The following is a 23,705-nucleotide window of genomic DNA, read 5'->3' on the forward strand; positions in this document are numbered from 1 at the left end:
CACCGCCACGAGCCCCACCGCTACCCCCGCCCTCACCCCCACCCGAACGACCCGCGCTCCCGCAGACCTTCGTACCCCAAGGAGTCGATCCACCATGGCGAGCGATGCGCCGACCGGCCACGTGTCCGACCTCGACTGGCTGATGAGCGGCCTCGTCCAGCGCGTACCGCACACCAGCAGCGCGGTGCTGCTGTCCGCCGACGGACTGGTGAAATCCGTCCACGGCCTCGACCCCGACAGCGCCGACCACATGGCGGCCCTGGCCTCCGGCCTGTACTCCCTCGGCCGCAGCGCCGGCGTCCGCTTCGGCGACGGCGGGGACGTGCGGCAGGTCGTCGTCGAACTCGACTCGACCCTGCTCTTCGTCACCACCGCCGGCTCCGGCACCTGCCTCGCCGTGCTGGCCGGCCGCGAGGCCGACGCGGCCGTACTCGGCTACGAGATGGCGATGCTGGTCAAGAGCGTCCGCCCCTACCTCGTCACCGCGCCCCGGCAGCACGCCGTCGAACCCCCGGCGATGAGGCCTTGACGGTGGCCGCGGCCGGCGACGGGCCCTGGCTCGACGACGCGGCCGGACGGCTGGTGCGCCCCTTCACCGTCAGCAACGGCCGAACCCGGCCCACCGTCGCGCTCGACCTGATGTCCCAGGTCATGGCCACCGGGGCGACCCCCCTCGGCTACCTGGGACCCGAGCACACCCAGGCACTCGACCTGTGCCGGGCACCCCTCCCGGTCGCCGAACTCGCCGCCCGCCTGCGGCTGCCGGTGGCCGTCACCAAGGTGCTGCTCTCGGACCTCGTCGACTGCGGCGCGCTGACCGTCAAACCACCCGCCGCGTTCCACCACCACCCCACGGACCGGGCCCTTCTGGAGGCAGTGCTCGATGGACTACGACGACAGCTCTGACCACGTCCACGGCGAAGGCGCCGACCCGTTCCCCACCGCCCTGAAGATCCTCGTGGCGGGCGGATTCGGCGTCGGCAAGACGACCTTCGTCGGCGCGGTCAGCGAGATCGCGCCGCTGAGCACGGAGGAACTGCTCACCACGGTCAGCGCCGCGACCGACAACCTCGACGGAATCGAGAACAAACTCGAGACGACCGTGGCCATGGACTTCGGCCGCCTCACCCTCGACGCCGAACACGTCCTGTACCTCTTCGGAACACCCGGCCAGGAACGGTTCTGGTTCATGTGGGACGAACTGTGCGAAGGCGCCCTCGGAGCGGTGGTCCTCGCGGACACCCGGCGCCTGGAGGAGTCCTTCGCGGCCGTCGACTTCTTCGAGGAGCGCGGCCTCGGCTTCGTCGTCGCGATCAACGAGTTCGACGGCTCCTACCGCTACGACCCCGAGGAGGTGCGCGCGGCCATGGACCTCCACCCCGAGATCCCCATCGTGCGCTGCGACGCCCGGATCTCCAGCTCCGGCGTCCAGACCCTGCTCACCCTCGTACGCCACCTCATCGCCCACACCCCGGCCCACGCCCCGGGATTCGGCGCCGGAGTCCGCCCATGAGCTACGACCCGCCGCGCCCGGCCGGACGTCTGCTGCTCACCCCCGAGGACCGGGAGGCCCCGGCCCGGGTACGGCGGCTGCGTTCGCTGGGCCTGGCGGAACGCCCCGATCCGGCTCTCGACGCCTTCGCCGGCCACCTCGCGGGCCTCGCCGAGGCGCCGTACGCCATGGTCAACTTCCTGATGGAGGGCGGGCAGTTCTTCGCGGGCCTGCGGGTGCCGGAGGCCGCGCCGGTGACCGGGGCGGACGGGCCACGCCCCGAGTTCGGCCGGGTCCAGCCCCGTGACCACGGCTTCTGCCCCCACGTGGTGATCCGGCGCAAGGCGCTGGTCCTGGAGGACGTGCGCGACTACCCGCGCTTCGCGGGCAACCCGGTCGTCGACGCCTTCGGCATCCGCTCCTACCTGGGCGCCCCGCTGATCGACAGCACGGGGACGGTCCTCGGTACCGTGTCCGCCGCCGACGTGCGGCCCCGGGCCTGGGGGACCGCGGGCCTGGCGACGATCAAGTCGGCGGCGGCCGACCTCGTACGGCGCATCGAGCGCAGCGCGGAGGACGGCCTGCCCCTGTGAGCCGCGGACCGGCCTGGCGACGGCCTCCGCGACGGCCCGCGCGGACGGCGTGAAGGAAAGCTGCGGCCGGGCTTAAGAAAGGCTCGATGGACCGGGGGCGGTGACGTACGGCAGATTGCTGTGCGATTCCCCTCCCCTCCCCGGACGCGGGCCGCTTCGGCATGCCCGCCGCCGGGACCTCACCCCGTCAGGAGCCGTAGCGTTGAAGGCGCTGGTCAAGGAGAAGGCGGAGCCCGGGCTGTGGCTCGCGGACGTCCCGGAGCCCGTCGTCGGACCCGGTGACGTCCTCATCAAGGTGCTGCGCACCGGCATCTGCGGCACCGACCTGCACATCCGGGCCTGGGACGGCTGGGCGCGGCAGACCATCCGCACCCCGCTCGTCGTCGGCCACGAGTTCGTCGGCGAGGTCGTCGACACGGGTCGCGACATCACCGACGTCAAGCCCGGCGATCGCGTCAGCGGCGAGGGCCACCTGGTCTGCGGCAAGTGCCGCAACTGTCTGGCGGGGCGGCGCCACCTGTGCCGGGCCACCGTCGGCCTCGGCGTCGGCCGGGACGGGGCGTTCGCCGAGTACGTGGCGCTGCCCGCCGGCAACGTCTGGGTGCACCGTGTCCCCGTCGACCTCGACGTCGCCGCGATCTTCGACCCGTTCGGCAACGCCGTGCACACCGCCCTGTCCTTCCCACTGGTCGGCGAGGACGTGCTCATCACCGGCGCCGGGCCCATCGGCCTGATGGCCGCCGCCGTGGCCCGGCACGCGGGCGCCCGCAACGTCGTCATCACCGACGTGAGCGAGGAGCGGCTGGACCTCGCCCGCAAGGTCGGCGTCAGCCTCGCCCTGAACGTCTCGGACGCCACCATCGCCGACGGGCAGCGCGAACTGGGCCTGCGCGAGGGCTTCGACATCGGCCTGGAGATGTCCGGTCGTCCCGAGGCCATGCGCGACATGATCACCAACATGACGCACGGCGGCCGGATCGCCATGCTCGGCCTGCCCGCCGAGGAGTTCCCGGTCGACTGGGCCCGGATCGTCACCTCCATGATCACCGTCAAGGGCATCTACGGCCGCGAGATGTTCGAGACCTGGTACGCCATGTCCGTGCTGCTCGAAGGCGGCCTCGACCTCGCCCCGGTGATCACCGGACGGTACTCCCACCGCGACTTCGAGGCCGCGTTCGCCGACGCGGCGAGCGGCCGCGGCGGCAAGGTCATCCTCGACTGGACCGCGTAAGTCATCTGCTTTCCTAGGAGCTTGTGAGATGTTCGACTCCGTGCGCGACGACCTGCGCGCCACCCTCGACGAGATCCGCGCCGCCGGCCTGCACAAGCCCGAGCGCGTGATCGGCACCCCGCAGTCCGCGACCGTCGAGGTCACCGCGGGCGGCAGCCCCGGCGAGGTCCTCAACTTCTGCGCCAACAACTACCTCGGCCTCGCCGACCACCCCGACGTCGTCGCCGCCGCCCACGAGGCGCTGGACCGCTGGGGCTACGGCATGGCCTCCGTCCGCTTCATCTGCGGCACCCAGGAGGTGCACAAGGAACTGGAGGCCCGGCTCTCCGCGTTCCTCGGCCAGGAGGACACGATCCTCTACTCCTCCTGCTTCGACGCCAACGGCGGCGTCTTCGAGACCCTCCTCGGCCCCGAGGACGCGGTGATCTCCGACGCCCTCAACCACGCCTCGATCATCGACGGCATCCGCCTGTCCAAGGCCAAGCGCCTGCGCTACGCCAACCGCGACATGGCCGACCTGGAGACGCAGCTCAAGGCCGCGGGCGAGGCCCGCCGCAAGCTGATCGTCACCGACGGCGTCTTCTCCATGGACGGCTACGTCGCACCGCTCGACGCGATCTGCGACCTCGCCGAGCGCCACGACGCCATGGTCATGGTCGACGACTCGCACGCCGTCGGCTTCGTCGGCCCCGGCGGGCGCGGCACCCCCGAGCTGCACGGCGTCATGGACCGCGTCGACATCATCACCGGCACCCTGGGCAAGGCACTGGGCGGCGCCTCCGGCGGCTACGTCGCCGCCCGCGCCGAGATCGTCGCCCTGCTGCGCCAGCGCTCCCGCCCGTACCTGTTCTCCAACACCCTCGCCCCGGTGATCGCCGCCGCCTCCCTCAAGGTGCTCGACCTGCTGGAGTCCGCCGACGACCTGCGGGTGCGGCTCGCCGAGAACACCGCCCTGTTCCGCCGCCGGATGACCGAGGAGGGCTTCGACATCCTCCCCGGCGACCACCCCATCGCGCCCGTCATGATCGGCGACGCGTCGAAGGCGGGCCGCATGGCGGAGCTGCTCCTGGAGCGCGGCGTGTACGTGATCGGCTTCTCCTACCCGGTCGTCCCGCAGGACCAGGCCCGCATCCGCGTCCAGCTCTCCGCCGCCCACTCCGCCCACGACGTGCACCGCGCGGCGGACGCCTTCGTCGCGGCCAGGGAGCAGCTCGGCGCCTGACACCCCCGCTGACCTGAGAGAATCGATCCCATGATCGAGGCGCGGCGGCTGCACATCCTGCGAGCGGTGGCGGACCACCGCACCGTGACGGCGGCGGCCGCCGCGCTGTACCTCACCCCGTCGGCGGTCTCCCAGCAGCTCGCCGCCCTGGAGCAGGAGACCGGGCACCGCCTCGTCGAGCGCGGCGCCAGGGGCGTACGGCTCACCCCGGCCGGCGAGATCCTGCTCAGCCACACCAACGCGGTCCTCGCCCAACTGGAGCGGGCGGAGGCCGAGCTGGCGGCGTACGGCTCGGGCGAGGCCGGCACGGTCACCGTCGCCTCCTTCGCGACCGGCATCGCCCTCGTCGTCGCGCCCGCCCTGGTCCGCCTCGCCGCATCGGCGCCCGGCATCCGCGTCCGCGTCCAGGACGCCGAGGGCGACGCCAGCCTGCCGATGGTCCTGGACCGGCAGGTCGACGTGGCCGTCGCCGTCGAGTACCGCGGAGCGCCCGCCGCCGACGACCCGCGCCTGACCCACGTCCCCCTGTACGCCGAGCCCTTCGACGCGGTCGTCCCGGTCGCCCACCGCCTCGCCGACGCCGAGGTGGTGCCGCTCGCCGAGCTGGCCAAGGACACCTGGATCGGCCCCTACCCGGGCAACCCCTGCCACGACGTGGTCGTGCTGGCCTGCGAGAGCGCCGGGTTCCAGCCCCGCCTCGACCACTCCTCGGACGACTTCCGCGCCGTGGTGTCCCTCGCCGCCGCCGACGCCGGGGTGGCGCTCGTCCCGCGCTCGGCGCTGCACGGCACCGACCTCACCGGCGTCGTCGTCCGCCCGGTCGACGGGGTGGCGCCCACCCGCCGCGTCTTCGCCGCCGTGCGCCGGGGAGCCGAGGAACACCCGCTGATCCGCCCGGTCCTCGACGCGCTCGGCGAGGCGGCCCGGACGTGAGGACAGCGGGCCCCCGGGTGATTGTCAGTGGTCGCGGATAGCGTGCCTGCCATGCCCGACGCAGAAGACGTACGCCGTATCGCCCTGTCCCTGCCGGACACGACGGAGAAGATCGCCTGGAGCATGCCCACCTTCCGGGTCGCGGGGAAGATGTTCGCGACGCTGCCCGAGGAGGAGACCTCCCTCGCGGTGCGCTGCCCGAAGGAGGAGCGCGACGAACTGGTGCTGGCGGAGCCGGAGAAGTTCTGGATCGCCGGGCACGAGGCACAGTTCGCGTGGGTGCGGGCCCGGCTGGCCGCGCTGGAGGACGAGGACGAGCTGCGCGACATCCTCGCCGACTCCTGGCGGCAGGCGGCCCCGGCCCGGCTGCTGGAGGCCCACCCCCGGCTGGGGCTGCCCGCCGGTAGCTGAAAACCCCTCGGGCGTTGTCAGTACCCCGTGGCATGATCCGAAGACATGCGTGACAGCCGGGTCCGGAGGGGGGACCCGGCCGTCGGGCGCACGGGTGCGACGGGGCGTACGGGTGCGACGGGGACGCACGGGTGCGCCGGGAGCCGAAGGGGAGGGGAGAACGCGGGATGGCCGGTACGACGGTGCGGCCCACGGCGGCGCGATCCGTCTGGTCGCGGGACTTCGGGCTGTTCTTCACCGCCCGGGCCGTGGCCCGGCTCGGCGACACCATGCTGCCCGTCGCGCTCGCCGCCGGCCTGCTCCAGCACGGGTACGGGGCGGGCGCGGTCGGCCTCGCCATGGCCGCGACGGCCGCCGCCTTCGCCGGTCTCGTCGTCTTCGGCGGCGTCCTCGCCGACCGCTTCAGCACCCGCAAGCTGATGATCGGCGCCGACCTGGTGCGGCTCGGCACCCAGGCGCTGGCCGCCGCGCTCTTCTACTCCGGGCACGTCGTGCTCTGGCAGATCTGCGCCATCGGGTTCGCCAACGGCGTCGCGGGCGCCGTCTTCCAGCCCGGCGTCGCCAGCACCGTGCCCCGGCTCGCCTCCGACGTCCAGGGCGCCAACGGCGCGATACGCGTCGCCGAGTCCGCCGCCCAGCTCGCCGGTCCCGCCGTGGCGGGCCTGCTGGTCGGCTTCGCCTCGCCCGGCGGAGTCTTCGCCGCGCACGCCGCCACGTACGCGCTCAGCGCCCTGTGCCTGCTGCTGCTCCGGCTGCCCCCGCTCGCGCCGGGGAGCAGGCCGCCGTCGTCCGGCCGGGGCCGGAGCAAGGACTTCCGCGCCGACCTCGTCGAAGGGTGGCGGGAGTTCCGTTCACGGCCGTGGCTGTGGAGCGTCATCGCCGTCTGGTGCGTGTACATGATCGCCGTCTGGGGCCCGACCGTGCCCCTCGTCGCCACCGAGGTGGTCCAGGAGCACGGCCCGCGCGCCTACGGCCTGGTCAACTCCGCCCTCGGCGCGGGCACCGTCGTCGGCGGGCTGCTCGCCCTGCGGCTGCGGCCCCGCCGCATGCTCCGGGCCGGCGCCGTGGGCCTCGTCGGCTTCGCCGCCTTCCCCGCGAGCGTCGGAGCCGGGCTCGGCCTGCCCGCCATGGCCGCCGGGGCCGCCGTCGCCGGGGCGGGGATGTCCTTCTGGGGCGTGATGTGGGCGACCAGTGTGCAGACCCAGGTCCCGCCGGACGTCCTCAACCGCATCCACGCCTACGACGTGGCGGGCTCCCTCGCCATGATGCCCGTCGGCCAGGCACTCGCGGGACCGGCCGCGTCGGTCCTCGGCGCCGACCACGTGCTGCTCCTCTCCGGCGCCACGAGCTTCGCCGTGTGCGCCGCCCTGCTCCTGATACCGGCGGTGCGCGGACTGGTGCGGGTGGAGGCGGCGACGGGCCCGGGCGGCACCCCGGCCACGACCGGGCCGCCGTCCCGCACCCAGAAGTGCTGACGCCGCAGGACCACGGCCCCGAAAAGCGGTGCGCGACCACCGGCCCGAGTGCGGTATGGTTTTCCTGCGCGTTCGGCCAGGGGAAAGCCCAGGTCAGGCGGGCAACGGGACGTGGCGCAGCTTGGTAGCGCACTTGACTGGGGGTCAAGGGGTCGCAGGTTCAAATCCTGTCGTCCCGACTGGAGACAGTCCTTGATCGAGGGGCGGTTTCGGAGTAATCCGAAACCGCCCCTCGATTGTTCTCTCGATTGTTCTCCCTGCGGCGTGCCTGGGCGCTCGGGCGAGATGCCCGATATATCACTGTCGGGTGTCCGTGCTCATCCTCTGCCACTTCGCGCTCGCGCTGTTCGCCGCGCCACTGGTGAGATGGTGCGGAACCCGTGCCTTCCTCGTACTGGCCCTGCCGCCCGCCGCGGCGGCCGTCTGGGCGGCCACCCGGTGGACCGCGACGGCCGCGGGCGGCGCCGACACCACCGACTGGCGCTGGCTGCCCGCCTACCACGTGGACTGGGCGCTCAGACTGGACGCCCTCGCCGAACTCATGGTGCTGCTCGCCGCGGGCGTGGGCACCCTCGTCCTCGTCTACTGCGCCTCCTACTTCGACGACCGCTCCCGCCAGCTCGGCAGGTTCGCCGGGAACCTCCTCGCCTTCGCCGGGGCCATGCTCGGCCTGGTCCTCGCCGACGACCTCGTCCTGCTCTACATCTTCTGGGAACTGACCACCGTCTTCTCCTACCTGCTGATCGGCCAGACCAGCGACCACAAGCGGAACCGGCGCAGTGCCCTGCAGGCCCTGACGGTCACCGCGTTCGGCGGCCTGACCATGCTCGTCGGCCTCCTGTTCCTGGGCCACGAGGCGGGCACCTACCGCATCTCGGCGATCCTCGCCGACCCGCCGCACCCGTCGGCGGCAGTGTCCACGGCGATCGTGCTGATCCTCGTCGGCGCCCTGTCCAAGTCCGCGATCTGGCCCTTCAGCCTCTGGCTGCCCAACGCCATGGCCGCCCCCACCCCGGTCAGCGCCTACCTGCACGCCGCCGCCATGGTCAAGGCCGGCGTCTACCTCGTCGCCCGGCTCGCCCCCGCCTTCGCCGACGTCCCGCCCTGGCGCCCGCTCCTGCTGGTCCTCGGCTCGGCGACGATGCTGCTGGCCGGCTGGCGGGCCCTGCGGATGAACGACCTGAAGCTCGTCCTCGCCTACGGCACCGTCAGCCAGCTCGGCTTCCTCGTCGTCCTCACCGGCGCCGGACGCCACGACACCGCTCTCGCCGCCACCGCCATGATCTGCGGGCACGCCCTGTTCAAGGCGCCCCTCTTCCTGGTCACCGGCATCGTCGACCACGCCACCGGCACCCGTGACCTGCGCAAGCTCTCCGGACTCGGCCGCCGGCTGCCGGCCGTGTGCGCGGTCGCCGTGCTCGCCGGCGCGTCCATGGCGGCCGTACCGCCCCTGCTCGGCTTCGCCGCCAAGGAGGCCGCCTTCCAGTCGCTCCTGGACGGCAGCACCGGCGACCGCTGGGCACTCGCGGCGACCGTCCTCGGCTCCGTCCTGACCACCGCCTACACCCTGCGCTACCTGTGGGGCGCCTTCGCCCGCAAGCCCGGCCTCCCCGACACCCACGCGCACCGCGTCCCCGCCGTCTTCCTCGCACCGCCCGCCGTGCTCGCCCTGGCCTGCCTCGTCCTCGGCCCCGAAGTGGCCTGGCTCCAGGGCCTGCTGGGCACCTACGCCGGGCAGTTTCCGGCACCGGCCCACCCTGCTCACCTGGCGCTGTGGCACGGAGCGGGCCCCGCCCTCGGCCTGTCCGGCGCGGCGTGGGCGGGCGGCGTCCTGCTCTTCCTCGCCGCGGGCCCCGTCGTGCGGGTCGGGCAGCGGCTCGCCTGGCGTTCCGCCGACCTCGTCTTCGGGCGGATGCTGCTCGCCCTGGAGCGCACCGCCCTGCAGTGCACCGGGCTCGTGCAGCGCGGCTCGCTGTCGGTGTACCTGGTGACGACCATGAGCGTGGTCCTCGCCGGGCAGATCGCCGTGCTCGCCGCGGACGAACCCTGGACCGGGGTGCCCGCCCCGCGGCTCTGGGACCATCCCGCCCAGGCCGGTGTCGCCCTGCTGACCTGTGCCGCCGCCCTGCTGTGCCTGCGCGTGCGGCGCCGGATGAAGGCCGTCGTCTTCGCCGGACTCACCGGATACGGCACCGCGCTGCTCTTCGTCGCCCAGGGCGCGCCCGACCTCGCGCTCACCCAGTTCTGCGTGGAGACCGTCTCCATGATCGTCTTCGTGCTGGTGCTGCGCCGCATGCCGGTGCGCTTCGAGGAGAGCTTCAGCCGGTGGCGGCGCCTGCTGCGGATGCCGGTGGCGCTCGCGGGCGGTGCCGCCGTCGCCGTCGTCGTCTGGATCATGGCGGGGCACCGCCGGGCCGACAGCGCGGGCGCCGCGATGGTCGAGGAGACCGCGCACCACGGTCTGAAGGACGTCGTCGCGACCATCCTCGTCGACCTGCGGGCCTGGGACACGATGGGGGAGTCCGCGGTGCTCGCCGCCGCCGCGATCGGCGTCACCAGTCTCATCTACCTGCACCGCCGCGCCGAGGGCGCCGAACAGCCCGTACTGCCGCTGCCCGGCGACCACCCGCACGCCGGCCTGCGCACCGCCTGGCGGGCGAGCGGGTACGAAGCGGCGGGCCTGCCCAGCGGCGACGAGGGGGCGCCGGAGCGGACCTGGCTCGCCGCCAGCGCCACCCTCGCCCCCGAGCGCCGCTCCCTCGTCCTGGAAGTGGTCGCCCGCCTCATCTTCCACCCCGTCCTCGTCCTCTCCGTCTACCTGCTGCTGTGCGCGGAGAACCTGCCGGGCGGCGGCTTCGTGGCGGGCCTGACCGCCGGGGTCGCCTTCATCGCCCGCTACCTCGCGGGCGGGCGGCACGAACTCGCCGACGCCGTGCGCTTCAAGCCCGGCCTGTTCACCGGCCTCGGCCTGTTCCTGTCCACCGGCGTCGCGCTCGGCGGCCTCGGCGAGGGCACCGTGCTGCACGGCTGGACCTGGCACGGCCACCTGCCCGTGTGGGGCGACGCCCACCTGTCCACCGCGGTCCTGTTCGACTGCGGGGTCTACCTGCTCGTCCTCGGCGTCGTCCTGGACATCGTGCGGGCCCTCGGTGCCCGGATCGACCGCCAGATCGAGCGGGCCGCACCGCGCCCGGACGGGGGCCGCGCATGACGGTGAGTCTCTCCCTGCTGGTGGCCGCCGCCGTCCTCAACGCCGTCGGCGCCACCCTGCTGCTGACCCGGTCCCTCACCCGGATCCTGCTCGGCGCCGTCGTCCTCGGCAACGGCGTCAACCTGCTGGTTCTCGCCTCCACCGGCAGCGCGGGCGACGCACCACTGCTCTACCCGCACATCATCCGCAACCGCGTCACCGACCCGCTGCCCCAGGCCATCGCCCTCACCGCGATCGTCATCACCCTCGCCACCACCGCCTTCCTGCTCTCCATGGCCTACCGCAGCCACCAGGTCACCGGCTCCGACGAGATCAGCGACGACACCGAGGACCGGCTGGTCGCCCTGCGCGCCGAGTTCCTCGACCGCCGCGGCGAACTGCGCGACCGCTACCGCGAGGCCCGTGCCGAGGACGGCGGCGCCGACGCCGAACAGCGCGCCCGCTACCGCGCCGCCCGCAAGCGGCTGCGCCGGCGGGTCCGCGAGGAACGCGCCTACCAGGCCCGCGCCAACGAGGTCTCCGGCAACCTCTGGAACGACATCCTCGGCGCCGACCCCGAGGACTACCGGGAGGGCAGGGAGCTGGGCTCCACCGATGCGGCGGGCCGCCCCGGACCCGCCCCGGCCCGGATCGCCGGACCCTCCAACGACCCCGAGGAGACCGGCCGCGAGCCCGACTCCCGCCCCGGCGAGGACTCCGGCCACCCGGCGCCCGACCAGCCCGACGACCCGGGCGGCGCCGGCACGGAAGGAACCAGGTGAACGCGCTCGTCCCGCTCCCCGTCCTGCTGCCCCTGTGCGTCACGGGGCTCAAGCTGGCCATCGGCCCCCGGCTGCACCGGCTCCAGCGCTTCATCAGCCTCGCCGTGCTCGGTGCCGTCCTGGTGCTCTCCGTGCTGCTGATGGTCGCCGCCGACCGGAACGGCCCGCTCAGCGTGCACCTCGGCGACTTCGCGCCGCCGGTCGGCATCACCCTCGTCGCCGACCGGCTCGCGGGCCTGATGCTCACCGTCTCCAGCGCCGTCACCCTGCTCGTCCTCGTGTACTCGCTGGGCCAGGGCATGGCCGACCGCGACGATCAGGCCCCGGTCGGCGTCTTCCACCCCGCCTACCTCATCCTCGTGGCCGGCGTCTCCTGCACCTTCCTCGCCGGTGACCTCGTCAACCTGTACGTCGGCTTCGAGATCATGCTCGTAGCCAGCTTCGTGCTGCTCACCATCGGCGGCACCGCGACCCGCATCCGGGCCGGATCGACGTACGTGATCATCTCGCTGTTCTCCTCCGTGCTCTTCCTGATCGCCATCGCCATGACCTACGCGGTCGCCGGCACCGTGAACTTCGCCCAGCTCGCCCAGCGGCTGCAGGAGGTGCCGCTCGGCGTGCGCACGCTGCTGGAGGCGATGCTGCTGACGGTCTTCGCCATCAAGGCGGCCGTGTTCCCGCTCGCCGCCTGGCTGCCCGACTCCTACCCGACCGCCCCCGCCCCGGTCACCGCGGTCTTCGCCGGACTGCTGACCAAGGTCGGCGTGTACTCGATGCTGCGCACCGAGACGCTGCTCTTCCCCGGCCACCGCCTCGGCGACCTGCTGCTGCTCGCCGCGCTCGCCTCCATGCTCGTCGGCATCCTCGGCGCGGTCGCCCAGACCGACCTGAAGCGGGTGCTGTCCTTCACCCTCATCAGCCACATCGGTTACATGGTCTTCGGCATCGCGCTCGCCGCACGCGGCTCCATCAGCGGCGCGATCGTGTACGTGGCCCACCACATCACCGTGCAGACCACCCTGTTCCTCGTCGCCGGGCTCATCGAGCGGCGCGACGGCACCACCGAACTCACCCGCCTCGGCGGCCTGGCCAAGGCGGCGCCGCTGCTCGCCGTGCTGTTCTTCGTGCCCGCCATGAACCTCGCCGGCATCCCGCCGCTGTCCGGGTTCATCGGCAAGCTCGGCCTGATGCGGGCCGGCATCGAGGCCGGCGGAAGCTGGGCCTGGGCGCTCGTGGCCGGGTCGGCGGCCACCAGCCTGCTCACCCTGTACGTCATGGCGAAGGTCTGGAACCTCGCGTTCTGGCGCGACGCACCGCCCGGAGCCGAGGAGGAGGGCGTGGTGCTGGAGTCCGCCGAGGACGACGACTCCGGCGACGACGAGGAGGAAGAGCCGCCCGGGAGCGGGCTGCCGGTGCCCGCGGGCGCCGTGGTCGCCGCGGGCTTCCTGGGCCAGTCCATCACCACCACCAAACGCCTGCCCTGGCCCATGCTGGCGGCGACCGGCGTCGCCGTCGCCCTCGGCCTGTCGTACACGGTGTTCGGCGGCCCCCTCACCACCTTCACCCAGGCCGCCGCCACCGAACTCCTCGCCCGTACCCCCTACATCGAGGCGGTGCTCGGCCGGTGAGCAACCTCTTCCGCGACCGCTCGCCCTACAGCTGGTCCTTCCGCGTCGGCCGCGGCCGGCGCGTGCTCGACCTGCCGCTCGTCGGCTGGCTGACCGTCATCTGGATCCTGCTGTGGGGCACCCCGTCCTGGGCCAACCTCGTCAACGGCGTCCTCGTCGCGGTCTGCCTGTGCCTGGCCTTCCCGCTGCCCGCCGTGGACATCGGCCTCAGACTGCGCCCCCTGGGCATCCTGCGCCTCGCCGCCTACCTGGTGTACGACATGTTCTCCTCCAGCGTCGAGGTCACCCGGCAGATCTTCGCCAAGGGCCCCTACCACGCGGCGGTCGTGGCCGTCCCGCTGCGGGTGCGCAGCGACCTCATGCTCACCGCCACCGCCGTCGCCGTCTCCAACGTCCCCGGCGGCTCCGTGATCGAGCTGCGCCGGTCGACGGCCACCCTGTTCCTGCACGTCCTCGACGCGGGCCGGCCGGGCGAGATCGAGAGCGCCCAGCGGCAGGTGTGGCGCATGGAGGCGCTCGTCGCCCGGGCCTTCGGCACCGCCGAGGACATCGCCGACGCCGCCCGTCCCGTACCGGAAGGTGACTCCTCGCCGTGACCACGCTGCACACCGCCGAAGACGCCGTGCTCGTCGCCTCGCTCGCGATGATCCTCGTCGCGGGCGCCCTGCTGCTGTACCGGATCTGGTACGGCCCCTCGATGCTCGACCGGGCCGTCGCCCTCGACGTGCTCGCGGCGCTCATCATCGCCGGCATCGGCGTCAAGGCCGCCCACGACCGGGACTCCTTCTACTTCCCGGTGATGCTGGTGCTCGCCTTCCTCGGCTTCACCGGCTCGGTCGGCATCGCCCGCTTCATCGCCGCACGCGACCGGCCCTCCGTACGGCCCGACGGCACGCAGGACCACCGGTGAACGCCTGGGCCGAGGCCGCCGACCTGGCCGGGACGGTGCTGCTGTTCCTCGGCTGCCTGCAGTGCCTGCTCGGGGTGATCGGGATGGTCCGCTTCCCCGACGTGCTCTCCCGCAGCCACGCCGCGACCAAACCGCAGACGCTCGGGATGCTCCTCGTCCTCGCCGGGGTGGGGCTGCGCCTGCGCCACGGCACCGACGTGGGCACCCTCGCGCTCATCGTCTTCTTCCAGTTCCTCACCGGCCCCGTCGCCTCCCACCTGGTGGCCCGCTCCGCCTACCGCACCGGGCAGACCGGGTCCCGGGGTCTGCTGCGGGACGACCTGGACCCGCAGCTCAGCGACGGGAACGACGACGGCGAGGGTCGGCAGGAGTGACCGCCCGCGGGGGTCAGCCCACGCAGCCCACGTGCGCCAGGGCCTGCTTCAGCAGCACCCCGTGCCCGCCCGGCATCTCGCTCTGCACCGCCTCGGACAGCGCCTCGCGCGGATCGAACCAGACCAGGTCCAGGGCGTCCTGCCGGGGCCGGCAGTCACCGGTCACCGGCACGACGTAGGCCAGCGAGACAGCGTGCTGCCGGGGGTCGTGGTACGGCGTGACACCGTGCGTCGGGAAGTACTCGGCCACCGTGAACGGCTGGAGCGAGGAGGGCACCCGGGGCAGCGCCACCGGGCCGAGGTCCTTCTCCAGGTGACGCAGCAGGGCGTCCCGGACCCGCTCGTGGTGCAGGACCCGGCCGGAGACCAGCGTGCGGCTCACCGTCCCGTCGGGCCCGATGCGCAGGAGCAGGCCGACGCTCGTGACTTCGCCGCTGTCGTCCACACGGACGGGCACCGCCTCGACGTACAGGATCGGCATGCGGGCGCGTGCCATCTCCAGCTCGTCCGTCGTCAGCCAGCCCGGCGTGGTCTCGGTCATGTCAGACATCGCTTGATCATACTTTCAGCCGTTCGTGAGTCCCGGGCGGCGCTCCGGGACTGTGACCCGTCCCACGCGGCTCAGCCGTCGTCCGCGGGACCGCCGGGCAGCCCGTAGACCCGGCGGGCGTTGTCCCGCCCGGTCCAGCGGGCGATCCGCAGCGCGTCCGGCAGGGACAGCTCGTCGGCGTCCAGCCGCTCCTGCAGCAGCCCGGCCAGCCCCTGGCGGAAGGAGAGTGCCCCCAGGTGGTGGAACTCGGCCACGCCGTAGGCGTCGGAGCTGTACAGCAGCTTGCGGAACGGGGTGATCTCCAGCGCCTCCGCGAGGACCGCGCCCGCCCGGGCGGGCCCGACGTGGTGCAGGGTGAGCCCCACGTCCAGGTACACCCGCTCGAAGACCGCCGACAGGTAGGCCGCCTGGCGCTGGTGGGGCCAGCAGTGCAGCAGCAGGACCGGGATCGCCCCGGCGGTCAGGTGCAGCCAGTCGGTCAGCAGCGCGGGGTCCGCCCGGTGCAGACGGATGTCGCTGTCCCCGAACCCCGTGTGCAGTTGCAGGGGCCGCCCGAGGTCCACGGCGGTCCACAGCAGATCCCGCACGAGCACCGGGTCGTCGAGCCGGCCGCCGCCTGCGAGCCAGTGCCGGGCCGCCTCCGTGACATCGGCGGGCGAGGGGCGGGCCGGGTCCAGGGCGAAACCGGTGCGGTAGGCCGCGACCGACTTCACGCCCACCACGCCCGGCCGGCGTACCGCTTCCCAGGCGGCCGTGCGGAACGCCCGCGCGTACTCGTCCGGTTCGACCCCGCCCGCCGCCACCGCCTCCGCGACCGTCTCCAGCCGGACCACCTCGTACGCCGTCGCGCCCGCCGCCTCCGCCAGCTCGGCCGGGCCGGTCACCGGGTGCGGGGCGTACCCCGTGTCCACGCAGAACACGCCGGTGCGGGCGGCCCGCAGGAACCGCCGGTTCACTTCGGCGGCGCCCAGCTCCGCCCGCCGGGCCAGATACGCGTCGGCGGGCGTGTGCCGCGGCAGGTCCAGCAGGGGCGCGCAGTGCCGGCGCACGGCGAGGCCGGCCGGGGTGTCGAAGGCGGACACGCCGGGCCACGCCTCGCCCTCGGTGAGCAGCGACTCGAAACCCGCGCGGTCCAGAGGGCCGGTGACCGCGCCGTGACAGTGGTGGTCCACCAGCTCCAGCACGGCGAGCCGCTCGTGGACGGGACCGGCGGCCATCTCAGTACTTCCAGCGGTAGGCCGCCGCCACACCGTCGTCGTCCAGCCCCTCGACCGCCCGGACCTCGCCCAGCCGTACGGCGGTCACCGCGTCGGCCAGCACCGGGCCCAGCGCGGTCCGGAGCACGTCGTCCCCGCGGAACGCCGCCACCGACTCCGTGAGCGAGACCGGCAGCCTCCGCACGCCCCGGGCCGCAGCCTCGGCGGGGTCGAGCCGGGCCGGGTCGCCCGTGGTCTCCTCGGGCAGCGGCGTGGACGAGGCGAGTCCGTCGAGACCCGCGGCGATCACCGAGGCGAGGGCCAGGTAGGGGTTGGCGGCGAGGTCGACGGGCTTGACCTCCAGGTTGGCCGCGCGGTCGCGGACCCCGGTGGTGCCGGTGACGATCCGCAGCGCGGCCTCGCGGGTCTCCCGGCCCCAGGCGGTGAAGACCCCCGCCCACTGCGAGGGCCGCAGCCGCAGGGCACTGGCAGGGCTCGGCGCGGTCACCGCCGTGAGCGCCGGGAGCCGGGCGAGGACGCCGGCCACGAAGGACTCGGCCTCGGCGGTCATGCCGTGGCGGCCCGCGCCGCCCGCGTGCAGGTTCCTCCCGTCGCGCCAGGCGGAGAGGTGGAGGTGCCCGCCGTTGCCGACGCCCCGGCCGAGGACCGCCGGGGCGAAGGAGACGCGCAACCCGTGCCGCCGGGCCACCGCCCGGATCGTCTGCCGCACCAGCAGGCTGTGGTCGGCCGCCGCCACCGGGTCGAGCGCGCCCACCGAGATCTCGAACTGCCCCGCCGCGTACTCGGGATGGAACTGCTCCACGTCCACGCCCTGCGCCGCGAGCGCCGCCAGCAGGTCGGCGGCGCAGTCGCTCAGCTCGATCTGCCGGACGGCCCCGTACGCCGGTCCGGACACCGCCGGGACGAACGCGTCGCCCTCCGCGTCGCCCAGGCCCACGACCCACTCGATCTCCAGGGCGGCCTTGAAGGCGACGCCGTGCCGCTCGGCGGCCCCGGCCACGGTCCGGCGCAGGACGGTGCGCCCGCACGCCGGATGAGGTGCGCCCTCCTGCGTGATCCGGTCGACCGGCGCCCACGCCCAGCCCGGCTGCGCGGCCAGCACGGTCAGGCGGCCGAGGTCGGGGTAGAGGCGCAGGTCGCCGTCGGGGGAGCCGAGGACGTCCGTCGTGACGATCGAGTCGTCGGCCAGGAAGGTGTCGAAGACCGGTGACATCCCGACGCCCCAGGCCGAGGCCGCGGCGAGCTTCGCGGTGGGCACGGTCTTCACCCGGGTGATCCCGGCCGTGTCGACGTACGCCAGCACGACGCCGTGGACGCCCTGCCCGGTCAGCTCGCCGCTCAGCGCGGTGGCCCGCTCGACCTCACCGGGGCGCCCGCCGGGCACGGGGTCGCTCTCGCTCACGTCTCGGCTCCTTCGCGCGTGCGCCGTCCGTCGCGGACCATTGTGCCGTCCGGTGATCACCCTGTCCGGGTTTCGCCGGATGTGCGCACGACGCGGTGGAAGCCGCCCGCCCCGGGGGTCAGTCCAGGTTGGTGGGCTGCGGATCGGGGGTCCCGCCGTCCAGGACGGTCTTCAGGCGCTCGGTGCCCTGGCGCACGCCCCGCTCGACGGAGGAGGACTGGCCGCCGTCCAGCCCGCCGGCCGTGATGGTGAGGGCCGAGGTGTCGACGCGTACGGCGGCGACGTCCAGGGTGAGCGTGACCGGGGTGCCGTCGTTGTCGCCCTGCACGGTCACGTGCAGGCCCTGGCGGGCGTCGCCCACGTCGGGCACCGGGGCCTCGGTCACCTGGACCGTGCGCTTGGCGCCGCCGGGGCCGGTCGCGGTGAACTCGTCGCACGTCTGCGGCAGGGACGCCATCCACTTCAGGCGGTCGTCGAGACCGGCCCGGTCGTATCCCGCGACCTGCTCCAGAAGGCGGGAGTCGCCCTGCTCGAAGCCGGTGAGCGCCGACGGCCCCGACGGCTTCCCCAGCAAGGTGTCGCGGTAGAGCCCGTCGAGCAGTTGCTGACAGTCCGCCGCCGCGCCCTTCGCGGTGAGGAAGGCGGCCACGTCGACCTTGCCGACGAGCAGCCGGTCGCGCCACTTGTCCGCGCCCGCGACCTGGTTCCAGTCCTCCTCGATGTCGGCCTCCGTGATGAGGGCGGCCTTGGCGCCGGACTCGGTGAGGGTGCCCCGGGATGCGCCGGGGGACGTGCTGGGGGAACCGCTCGGAGTCTGCCGCGCCGCGTTCCGCTCGGCGACCCCGGCCTGCTCGGCGGCGGTGTCCGAGGCGCTGCGCGACCCGGAGCCGTCCGAGCAGGCCGCCGTGGTCAGCAGCGCGCCCGCCGCCAGGGCGCAGGACAGGAGACGGACGGGGTGGGACGAGGGACGACGGCTCATCGCGGCATGCCTCCTGGGGGGGGGAACGGTCTCCTCAGGGCATCACCGGGGCCGGGGACGCACCAGCGCAGGCGGCTGTCCGGGTGAGGGCCGGCTCTCGCGGGGCAAGGCGCACGTCCGCCCGTGGCTCAGCCGCCCACCGCCGCCCGCACCAGCGCCGCCGCGAGGACGGCCGGTTCCGTCTTCCCGGCCAGAGCGAGGAGCCGGTCCGGGTCCCCCGGCAGGCCGAGGCGCTCGGCGCCCTGGAGGGCCTTGCGGTCCAGGTAGGGCGCCGCCTGCGGCCAGACGCGCTGGGCCTCCCGCAGGAAGATGTCGGCGCCGGTCGGTCCCACGCCGGGGAACTCCTGGAGCAGCCGCCGGACTTCGGACACGTCGCCGTCCGCCTCGTCGCGCAGCCTGCGCAGGTCCCCGCCCCACCGCTCGGTCAGCAGCTCGGCGCCCTCGCCGAGCTGGGTGGCGGTGCGCTCGTCGTAGCGCCGGTAGCCGCCCCGGCCGAGGGCGTCCACCCGTTCCTGCCAGGCGGCGCCGGCCATGCGGCGCGGGTCGCGCAGCCCCGCCTCGCTGAGGGCGCGGGCGGCGGCGACGGCGATGGAGGCGCTGATGCGGGCGCTGAGCAGGTGCGCGAGGACCAGCAGCCGGTACAGCGGCTGCGGGGTGTCCTTGAGGCGGATGCCCGCCTCCTCGGCGTACGTCTGTCCGTGCGCGTCGACGAGTTCGCGCACCGTCCGCCGTTGGTCGCGGCTCATGGTCAGGGCTTCAGCGGGTCGTGACCGACCGTCATGAGCCGGTGCCGCAGGCCGGTGTCGTCGGAGGCGGGCTCGTTCTCCAGGTCCGTCTGCGAGGTCACGGTGTCCACGACCTTGCGCATGGCGCGCAGGTCGTCCTCCGTGAGGTCGGTGCGCCGCTTCTGCAGGATCGCGAGGACGTGCTGCCCGAGGGGCGGACCGGCGTCGTCCGGCAGCGGCTCGGTCAGTTCCCCGGAGTCGCGCACCCGGAGCCAGTCCGCGAGTTCCGCGGAGGTCATGTTCACCACGCGGTGGAAGTCCTCCCACAGCGCGTCGAGTTCGAGGGCGTCGGCCATGAGGTGTCCCTCATTTCGTCGTGCGTACGTGCCTGTTGGGCGGTCAGCCGGAGCAGCGCGACCCGCTCCGCCTCGTCGGTGCCGCCCCACACGCCCGACGTCTGCCCCGACTCCAACGCGAACGTCAGGCACTCGGGGGTCACCGGGCATCTGGCGCAGACCCGCTTGGCGGCCGCCGAGTCCCGCAGGGCGGGCCCGGCGGTGCCCACCGGGAAGAAGAGATCGGGGTCCTCATCCACGCAGGCGGCGCGGCGCAACCACTCCATGCGGGCGCGGGTGCCCTTGGGGCGCATGGGCAAACGTCGGGGTGCCCCGGGGGAGGCCGGGGCGGGCGGGGCGGGCGGGGTGCCGGGTCAGCGGGCGAGCACACCGTCCAGGAAGCGGGTGAGGTCCGCGAACACCTCCGCGCGGTTGGTCTCGTTGAAGAGCTCGTGCCGGGCGCCCGGGTAGATCCGCTCGGTCAGGTTCCCGCCGCTCAGCGTCTCGACGCCGACGCGGCTGCCGGGCAGCGGCACCAGCCGGTCGTCGTCCCCGTGCACCCACAGCAGCGGCAGCCCGCCGACGTCACCGCCCCCGGCCACCGTCTCCAGCGTCCGCACGAACGCCTCCAGGGTCGGCCGCTTCATCGGCCCGTGCCAGACCAGCGGATCCGCCGCGTACGCCGTGCCGACCGCCGGGTCGCGGGAGAGCGAGGCCGGGCTGATGGGGGTGTCGGGGATCTCTTCCAGGGCGAGCAGCCGACGCGGCAGCTCCCAGTCGCCGATCACGGGCCCGGACAGCACCAGGGCCGTCAGCTCGCCGGGGTGGCGCTGGGCGTAGCGGGCGGCGACGAGCCCGCCCATCGAGTGCCCGACCATGACGACCGGCAGCCCCGGGTGGGCAGCCCCGGCGAGTTCCGCCGCGGCGTGCACGTCGGTGACCACGTCCTCGAAGTCCTCGATCACCACCCGCTCGCCGTCCGAGTGCCCGTGCCCGGTGTGGTCCGGGGCGTAGACGGCGGCACCGTGGCCGGTGAGGACGCCGGCCACCTCCTCGTAGCGCCCGGAGTGCTCCCCGTACCCGTGGACCAGCAGCGCGACGTAGCCGGGGGCCTCGGCGGGCCACTCGCGGACGGCGACGTGTCCCCGCGTTCCGGTCAGGGTGTGCGTGCGGGTCTCGGCCATGTCTCCTCCGGCTGTTTCGGTGATGGTGGTCAGTGGTCAGTGGTCAGTGGTTGCGGTCGGTGGGTCGGTGGGTCGGTGGGTCGGTGGGTCGGTGGGTCCGTGGCCGCTGTTTCGCGGTTCGTCGTCGGTCGTCCGTTGTCAGGGGATCTTCCCAGGACGCCGACGGGCGGTCTATAGTCCAAAACTAGCAGTGCTAATTAAGGTTCGCGGTGGTCGACGCGGCGGCGGCACGCCGTCCGGCGACCGCGCGACGACGGTCAGGAGTCCTCCCGTGTGTCCCGTCCACTTCGCGGCCGCCCGCCGCACCCCGATCGGCAAGCTGCGCGGTGCCCTGTCGACCGTACGGCCCGACGACCTCGCCGCCGCGGTGATCCGGGGCCTGGTCGCCGACGTGCCCGCGCTCGACCCGGCCCGTGTCGACGACGTGTACTGGGGTGCCGCCAACCAGGCGGGCGAGGACAACCGCAACGTCGCCCGCATGGCCGCCCTGCTCGCGGGCCTGCCGGAGACCGTCCCCGGCGCCACCGTCAACCGGCTGTGCGCCTCCGGCCTCGAAGCCGTCACCGCCGCCGCCCGCACCATCGCCGCCGGTGAGGCCGACATCGTGCTCGCCGGCGGTTCCGAGTCCATGAGCCGCGCCCCCTTCGTGCTGCCCCGCCCCGACGAGGCGCTGCCGCACCGCATCGAGACCGCCGACACCCGGCTCGGCTGGCGCCTGGTCAACCCGGCGATGAAGGACCTGCACGGCCTGCTGGCCATGGGCGAGACCGCCGAGGAGGTCGCCGAGCGGTACGGCGTCCCGCGCGAGCGCCAGGACGCGTTCGCCCTGCGCAGCCACCGCCTGGCCGCCGAGGCCCGGAAGAACGGTCATTTCGACGACGAGATCCTCCCCGTCGAGCGCCCCGACGGCGTGGTCGTCGACACCGACGAATGCGTCCGCGAGGACACCTCCCTGGAGAAGCTCGGACGCCTGAAGCCCGTCTTCCGCCCCGGCGGCACGGTCACCGCGGGCAACGCCTCCCCGATGAACGACGGCGCCGCCGCGCTCCTCCTGGTCAGCGAGGAGGCCCTGAACGACCTCGGCCTGGAGTCGCTGGGCCGCTACGTCGCCGGCGGCTCGGCCGGTGTCCACCCCGACATCATGGGCATCGGCCCGGTCCCCGCCACCCGCAAGGTCCTCGCCCGGGCCGGCTGGAGCGTCGGCGACCTCGCGGAGGCGGAGTTCAACGAGGCGTTCGCCGCCCAGGCCCTGGCCTGCGTCGACCAGCTCGGCATCGACCCCGGCCTGGTCAACCCCACCGGCGGCGCCATCGCCCTGGGCCACCCGCTCGGCTGCTCCGGCGTCCGCATCCTGACCACCCTGCTCCACCGCATGCGCCGTACGGGGGCCGGCCGCGGGCTGGCCACGATGTGCGTGGGCGTGGGGCAGGGCAGCGCGGTCCTCGTCGAACGCCAGTAGGGCCGCCCATCCAGCCGTAGAGCCACCCCCTCCGCAGAGCCGCAGCAAGGAAACGGAGCAACACCCCATGGCAACCCTCTCCGTCGCCGCCGTCCTCGCCGAGAACGCCCGGCGCCGTCCCGACAAGGAGGCGCTGGTCGAGGGCGACCTGCGCCTGACCTTCGCCGAGGTGTGGCGGCGGGCCCGCGCCCAGGCCGGCGCGCTGGCCGGCCTGGACGTCCGGCCGGGGGACCGGGTGGCACTGATGGCACCGAACACCGCCGACTTCCCCATCGCGTACTACGCCCTCGCCGCGGCCGGTGCCGTCGTCGTCCCGGTGCACCTGCTGCTGTCGGCGGCCGAGGTCGAGCACGTCCTGCGCGACAGCGGGGCCACCCTGTTGCTGTGCCACCCGGCGCAGGCGGAGACCGGGGCGGCCGCCGCGCGGGCGGCCGACGTACGGATGCTCACGCTCGGCGACGAGTCCGAGTTCGGCCGGCTCGCGGCGGAGGCCGAGCCCCTGCCCTCGTACGTCACCCGCGACGCCGACGACCCGGCCGTCGTCTTCTACACCAGCGGCACCACCGGCGTCCCCAAGGGCGCGGTGCTCAGCCACTTCAACCTGGTGATGAACGCGACGGTCAACGCCTTCGACGCCAACGACATCCGGCCCGACGACATCGCGCTCGGCGCGCTGCCCCTCTTCCACGCCTTCGGCCAGACCGTCTCCCTGAACTCCACCTGGCGGGCGGGCGCCACCCTCGTGCTGCTGCCGCGCTTCGACGCGGCACGCGCGATCGAGCTGATGGTGAAGGAGAACGTCAACACCTTCCACGGGGTGCCGACCATGTTCGTCGCCCTCGCCGCCGCGGCCCCCGGCGCCGCGGCCCTGCCGGAGCTCCGGGTGTGCGTCTCCGGCGGCGCCTCCCTCCCGGTGGCCGTCCTGGAGCGGTTCGAGGAGGCGTTCGGGGCGAAGATCTACGAGGGGTACGGGCTGTCCGAGACCTCTCCGGCGGCGGCCGTGAACCAGCCGGTGTTCGGCGCGCGGCCCGGCACCATCGGCCACCCGCTGTGGGGCGTGGACGTGGAGATCGCCCGCGCGGAGGCGGAGGACCGCGTCGAACTGCTGCCGCCCGGCGAGCTGGGCGAGGTCGTCGTCCGCGGCCACAACGTCTTCTCCGGCTACCTCGGGCGCCCCGAGGCCACGGCGGAAGCCCTGGTCGACGGCTGGTTCCGCACCGGTGACCTGGGCACCAAGGACGACGAGGGGTTCCTCAGGATCGTCGACCGGAAGAAGGACGTCATCATCCGGGGCGGCTACAACGTCTACCCGCGCGAGGTCGAGGAGGTGCTGATGCGCCACCCCGGCATCGCCCAGGTCGCCGTCATCGGACTCCCGGACGACCTGCACGGCGAGGAGGTCTGCGCCGTCGTGGTGCGCGCCCCGGACGGGGCACCGGACGCCGCCGAGGTCACCGAGTGGTCCAAGGAGCACCTCGGCCGGCACAAGTACCCGCGCCGGGTGGAGTTCGCGGACGAGCTGCCGCTCGGGCCGAGCATGAAGGTCCTGAAGCGGGAACTGCGCGTGCGGTACACCGGCCGCGCGGGATCGGAGCGCTGAGGATCAAGGGGCG

The 23,705-nt window shown here is 73.9% G+C and carries 25 protein-coding genes and 1 tRNA gene; 18 read left to right on the top strand and 8 right to left on the bottom strand.

The annotated features are described in order from the left end of the window. Window positions 1-94: 94 nt before the first annotated feature. From IG88_RS0122170 to mnhG, 16 genes are all read left to right on the top strand, one after another. The gene (locus IG88_RS0122170; RefSeq protein WP_031043915.1) at window positions 95-529 is read left to right on the top strand and encodes a roadblock/LC7 domain-containing protein; all 435 of its coding nucleotides are present in this window, start codon (window positions 95-97) and stop codon (window positions 527-529) included. Window positions 530-531: 2 nt separating this feature from the next. Beyond that, the gene (locus IG88_RS0122175) at window positions 532-906 is read left to right on the top strand and encodes a DUF742 domain-containing protein (RefSeq protein WP_031043918.1); all 375 of its coding nucleotides are present in this window, start codon (window positions 532-534) and stop codon (window positions 904-906) included. Then, window positions 884-1,513: a GTP-binding protein gene (locus IG88_RS0122180; RefSeq protein WP_031043920.1), complete on the top strand. Its 630-nt coding sequence runs from the start codon at window positions 884-886 to the stop codon at window positions 1,511-1,513. The genes IG88_RS0122175 and IG88_RS0122180 overlap by 23 nt, the downstream gene beginning before the upstream one ends. Beyond that, window positions 1,510-2,085 carry a GAF domain-containing protein gene (locus IG88_RS0122185; RefSeq protein WP_031043923.1) on the top strand — a complete coding sequence of 192 codons (576 nt, stop codon included), beginning with the start codon at window positions 1,510-1,512 and terminating at the stop codon, window positions 2,083-2,085. The genes IG88_RS0122180 and IG88_RS0122185 overlap by 4 nt, the downstream gene beginning before the upstream one ends. A 202-nt stretch (window positions 2,086-2,287) precedes the next feature. Then, complete coding sequence (tdh, locus tag IG88_RS0122190) at window positions 2,288-3,316, top strand: L-threonine 3-dehydrogenase (protein ID WP_031043926.1); 1,029 nt, start codon at window positions 2,288-2,290, stop codon at window positions 3,314-3,316. A gap of 28 nt (window positions 3,317-3,344) precedes the next feature. Then, window positions 3,345-4,538 (top strand): glycine C-acetyltransferase, encoded by a 1,194-nt coding sequence (locus IG88_RS0122195; protein ID WP_031043928.1) that lies wholly within the window; start codon window positions 3,345-3,347, stop codon window positions 4,536-4,538. 30 nt (window positions 4,539-4,568) lie between these two features. Beyond that, entirely contained in the window at window positions 4,569-5,471 is a 903-nt protein-coding gene (locus IG88_RS0122200; RefSeq protein ID WP_031043930.1) for a LysR family transcriptional regulator, read from the top strand. 51 nt (window positions 5,472-5,522) lie between these two features. Then, a complete protein-coding gene (locus IG88_RS0122205; RefSeq protein ID WP_030403739.1) occupies window positions 5,523-5,882 on the top strand; it encodes an MmcQ/YjbR family DNA-binding protein in 360 nt (119 codons plus the stop codon). A 167-nt stretch (window positions 5,883-6,049) separates the two neighbouring features. Then, window positions 6,050-7,357: an MFS transporter gene (locus IG88_RS0122210; protein WP_031043932.1), complete on the top strand. Its 1,308-nt coding sequence runs from the start codon at window positions 6,050-6,052 to the stop codon at window positions 7,355-7,357. Window positions 7,358-7,462: 105 nt separating this feature from the next. Beyond that, window positions 7,463-7,536 (top strand) — tRNA-Pro (locus IG88_RS0122215). Between the two features lie 128 nt (window positions 7,537-7,664). Then, window positions 7,665-10,568: a Na+/H+ antiporter subunit A gene (locus IG88_RS0122220; RefSeq protein ID WP_031043936.1), complete on the top strand. Its 2,904-nt coding sequence runs from the start codon at window positions 7,665-7,667 to the stop codon at window positions 10,566-10,568. Further along, a complete protein-coding gene (locus IG88_RS0122225; protein ID WP_031043939.1) occupies window positions 10,565-11,329 on the top strand; it encodes a Na(+)/H(+) antiporter subunit C in 765 nt (254 codons plus the stop codon). Before IG88_RS0122220 ends, IG88_RS0122225 begins: the two co-directional genes overlap by 4 nt. Next, window positions 11,326-12,957, top strand: coding sequence for a Na+/H+ antiporter subunit D (locus tag IG88_RS0122230; RefSeq protein ID WP_031043942.1), 1,632 nt, complete (start codon window positions 11,326-11,328; stop codon window positions 12,955-12,957). Before IG88_RS0122225 ends, IG88_RS0122230 begins: the two co-directional genes overlap by 4 nt. After that, a complete protein-coding gene (locus IG88_RS0122235) occupies window positions 12,954-13,553 on the top strand; it encodes a Na+/H+ antiporter subunit E (protein ID WP_031043944.1) in 600 nt (199 codons plus the stop codon). The genes IG88_RS0122230 and IG88_RS0122235 overlap by 4 nt, the downstream gene beginning before the upstream one ends. After that, window positions 13,550-13,867 (top strand): monovalent cation/H+ antiporter complex subunit F, encoded by a 318-nt coding sequence (locus IG88_RS0122240; RefSeq protein ID WP_031043947.1) that lies wholly within the window; start codon window positions 13,550-13,552, stop codon window positions 13,865-13,867. Before IG88_RS0122235 ends, IG88_RS0122240 begins: the two co-directional genes overlap by 4 nt. Continuing rightward, window positions 13,864-14,241 (top strand): monovalent cation/H(+) antiporter subunit G, encoded by a 378-nt coding sequence (gene mnhG, locus IG88_RS0122245; protein WP_031043950.1) that lies wholly within the window; start codon window positions 13,864-13,866, stop codon window positions 14,239-14,241. Before IG88_RS0122240 ends, mnhG begins: the two co-directional genes overlap by 4 nt. Before the next feature lie 13 nt (window positions 14,242-14,254). Here the strand turns inward: mnhG and IG88_RS0122250 are convergent, their stop codons facing one another. From IG88_RS0122250 to IG88_RS0122285, 8 genes are all read right to left on the bottom strand, one after another. Continuing rightward, complete coding sequence (locus tag IG88_RS0122250; protein WP_030403731.1) at window positions 14,255-14,782, bottom strand: NUDIX hydrolase family protein; 528 nt, start codon at window positions 14,780-14,782, stop codon at window positions 14,255-14,257. A gap of 80 nt (window positions 14,783-14,862) precedes the next feature. Continuing rightward, complete coding sequence (locus IG88_RS0122255; RefSeq protein WP_031043953.1) at window positions 14,863-16,008, bottom strand: amidohydrolase family protein; 1,146 nt, start codon at window positions 16,006-16,008, stop codon at window positions 14,863-14,865. A gap of 1 nt (window position 16,009) precedes the next feature. Beyond that, entirely contained in the window at window positions 16,010-17,410 is a 1,401-nt protein-coding gene (locus tag IG88_RS0122260) for a glutamine synthetase family protein (protein WP_031043957.1), read from the bottom strand. 118 nt (window positions 17,411-17,528) lie between these two features. Then, window positions 17,529-18,389 (bottom strand): hypothetical protein, encoded by an 861-nt coding sequence (locus IG88_RS0122265; RefSeq protein ID WP_031043960.1) that lies wholly within the window; start codon window positions 18,387-18,389, stop codon window positions 17,529-17,531. Window positions 18,390-18,517: 128 nt separating this feature from the next. Beyond that, window positions 18,518-19,135 (bottom strand): endonuclease, encoded by a 618-nt coding sequence (locus IG88_RS0122270; protein ID WP_031043962.1) that lies wholly within the window; start codon window positions 19,133-19,135, stop codon window positions 18,518-18,520. A 2-nt stretch (window positions 19,136-19,137) separates the two neighbouring features. After that, a complete protein-coding gene (locus IG88_RS0122275; RefSeq protein ID WP_030403726.1) occupies window positions 19,138-19,470 on the bottom strand; it encodes a DUF3140 domain-containing protein in 333 nt (110 codons plus the stop codon). Then, window positions 19,416-19,736, bottom strand: a complete 321-nt coding sequence (locus IG88_RS0122280; RefSeq protein WP_078861565.1) for a WhiB family transcriptional regulator — start codon at window positions 19,734-19,736, stop codon at window positions 19,416-19,418. Before IG88_RS0122280 ends, IG88_RS0122275 begins: the two co-directional genes overlap by 55 nt. 87 nt (window positions 19,737-19,823) lie before the next feature. Beyond that, window positions 19,824-20,633, bottom strand: a complete 810-nt coding sequence (locus IG88_RS0122285) for an alpha/beta hydrolase (RefSeq protein ID WP_031043968.1) — start codon at window positions 20,631-20,633, stop codon at window positions 19,824-19,826. A gap of 271 nt (window positions 20,634-20,904) precedes the next feature. Here IG88_RS0122285 and IG88_RS0122290 point away from each other — a divergent pair, with 271 nt between their 5' ends. Further along, window positions 20,905-22,092 (top strand): thiolase family protein, encoded by a 1,188-nt coding sequence (locus IG88_RS0122290; protein ID WP_031043973.1) that lies wholly within the window; start codon window positions 20,905-20,907, stop codon window positions 22,090-22,092. A gap of 67 nt (window positions 22,093-22,159) precedes the next feature. Then, entirely contained in the window at window positions 22,160-23,692 is a 1,533-nt protein-coding gene (locus tag IG88_RS0122295) for a long-chain-fatty-acid--CoA ligase (RefSeq protein ID WP_031043975.1), read from the top strand. The last annotated feature ends 13 nt before the right edge of the window (window positions 23,693-23,705 follow it).

This window comes from Streptomyces sp. NRRL F-5650, from assembly GCF_000721365.1.
Lineage (GTDB): Bacteria > Actinomycetota > Actinomycetes > Streptomycetales > Streptomycetaceae > Streptomyces > Streptomyces ardesiacus.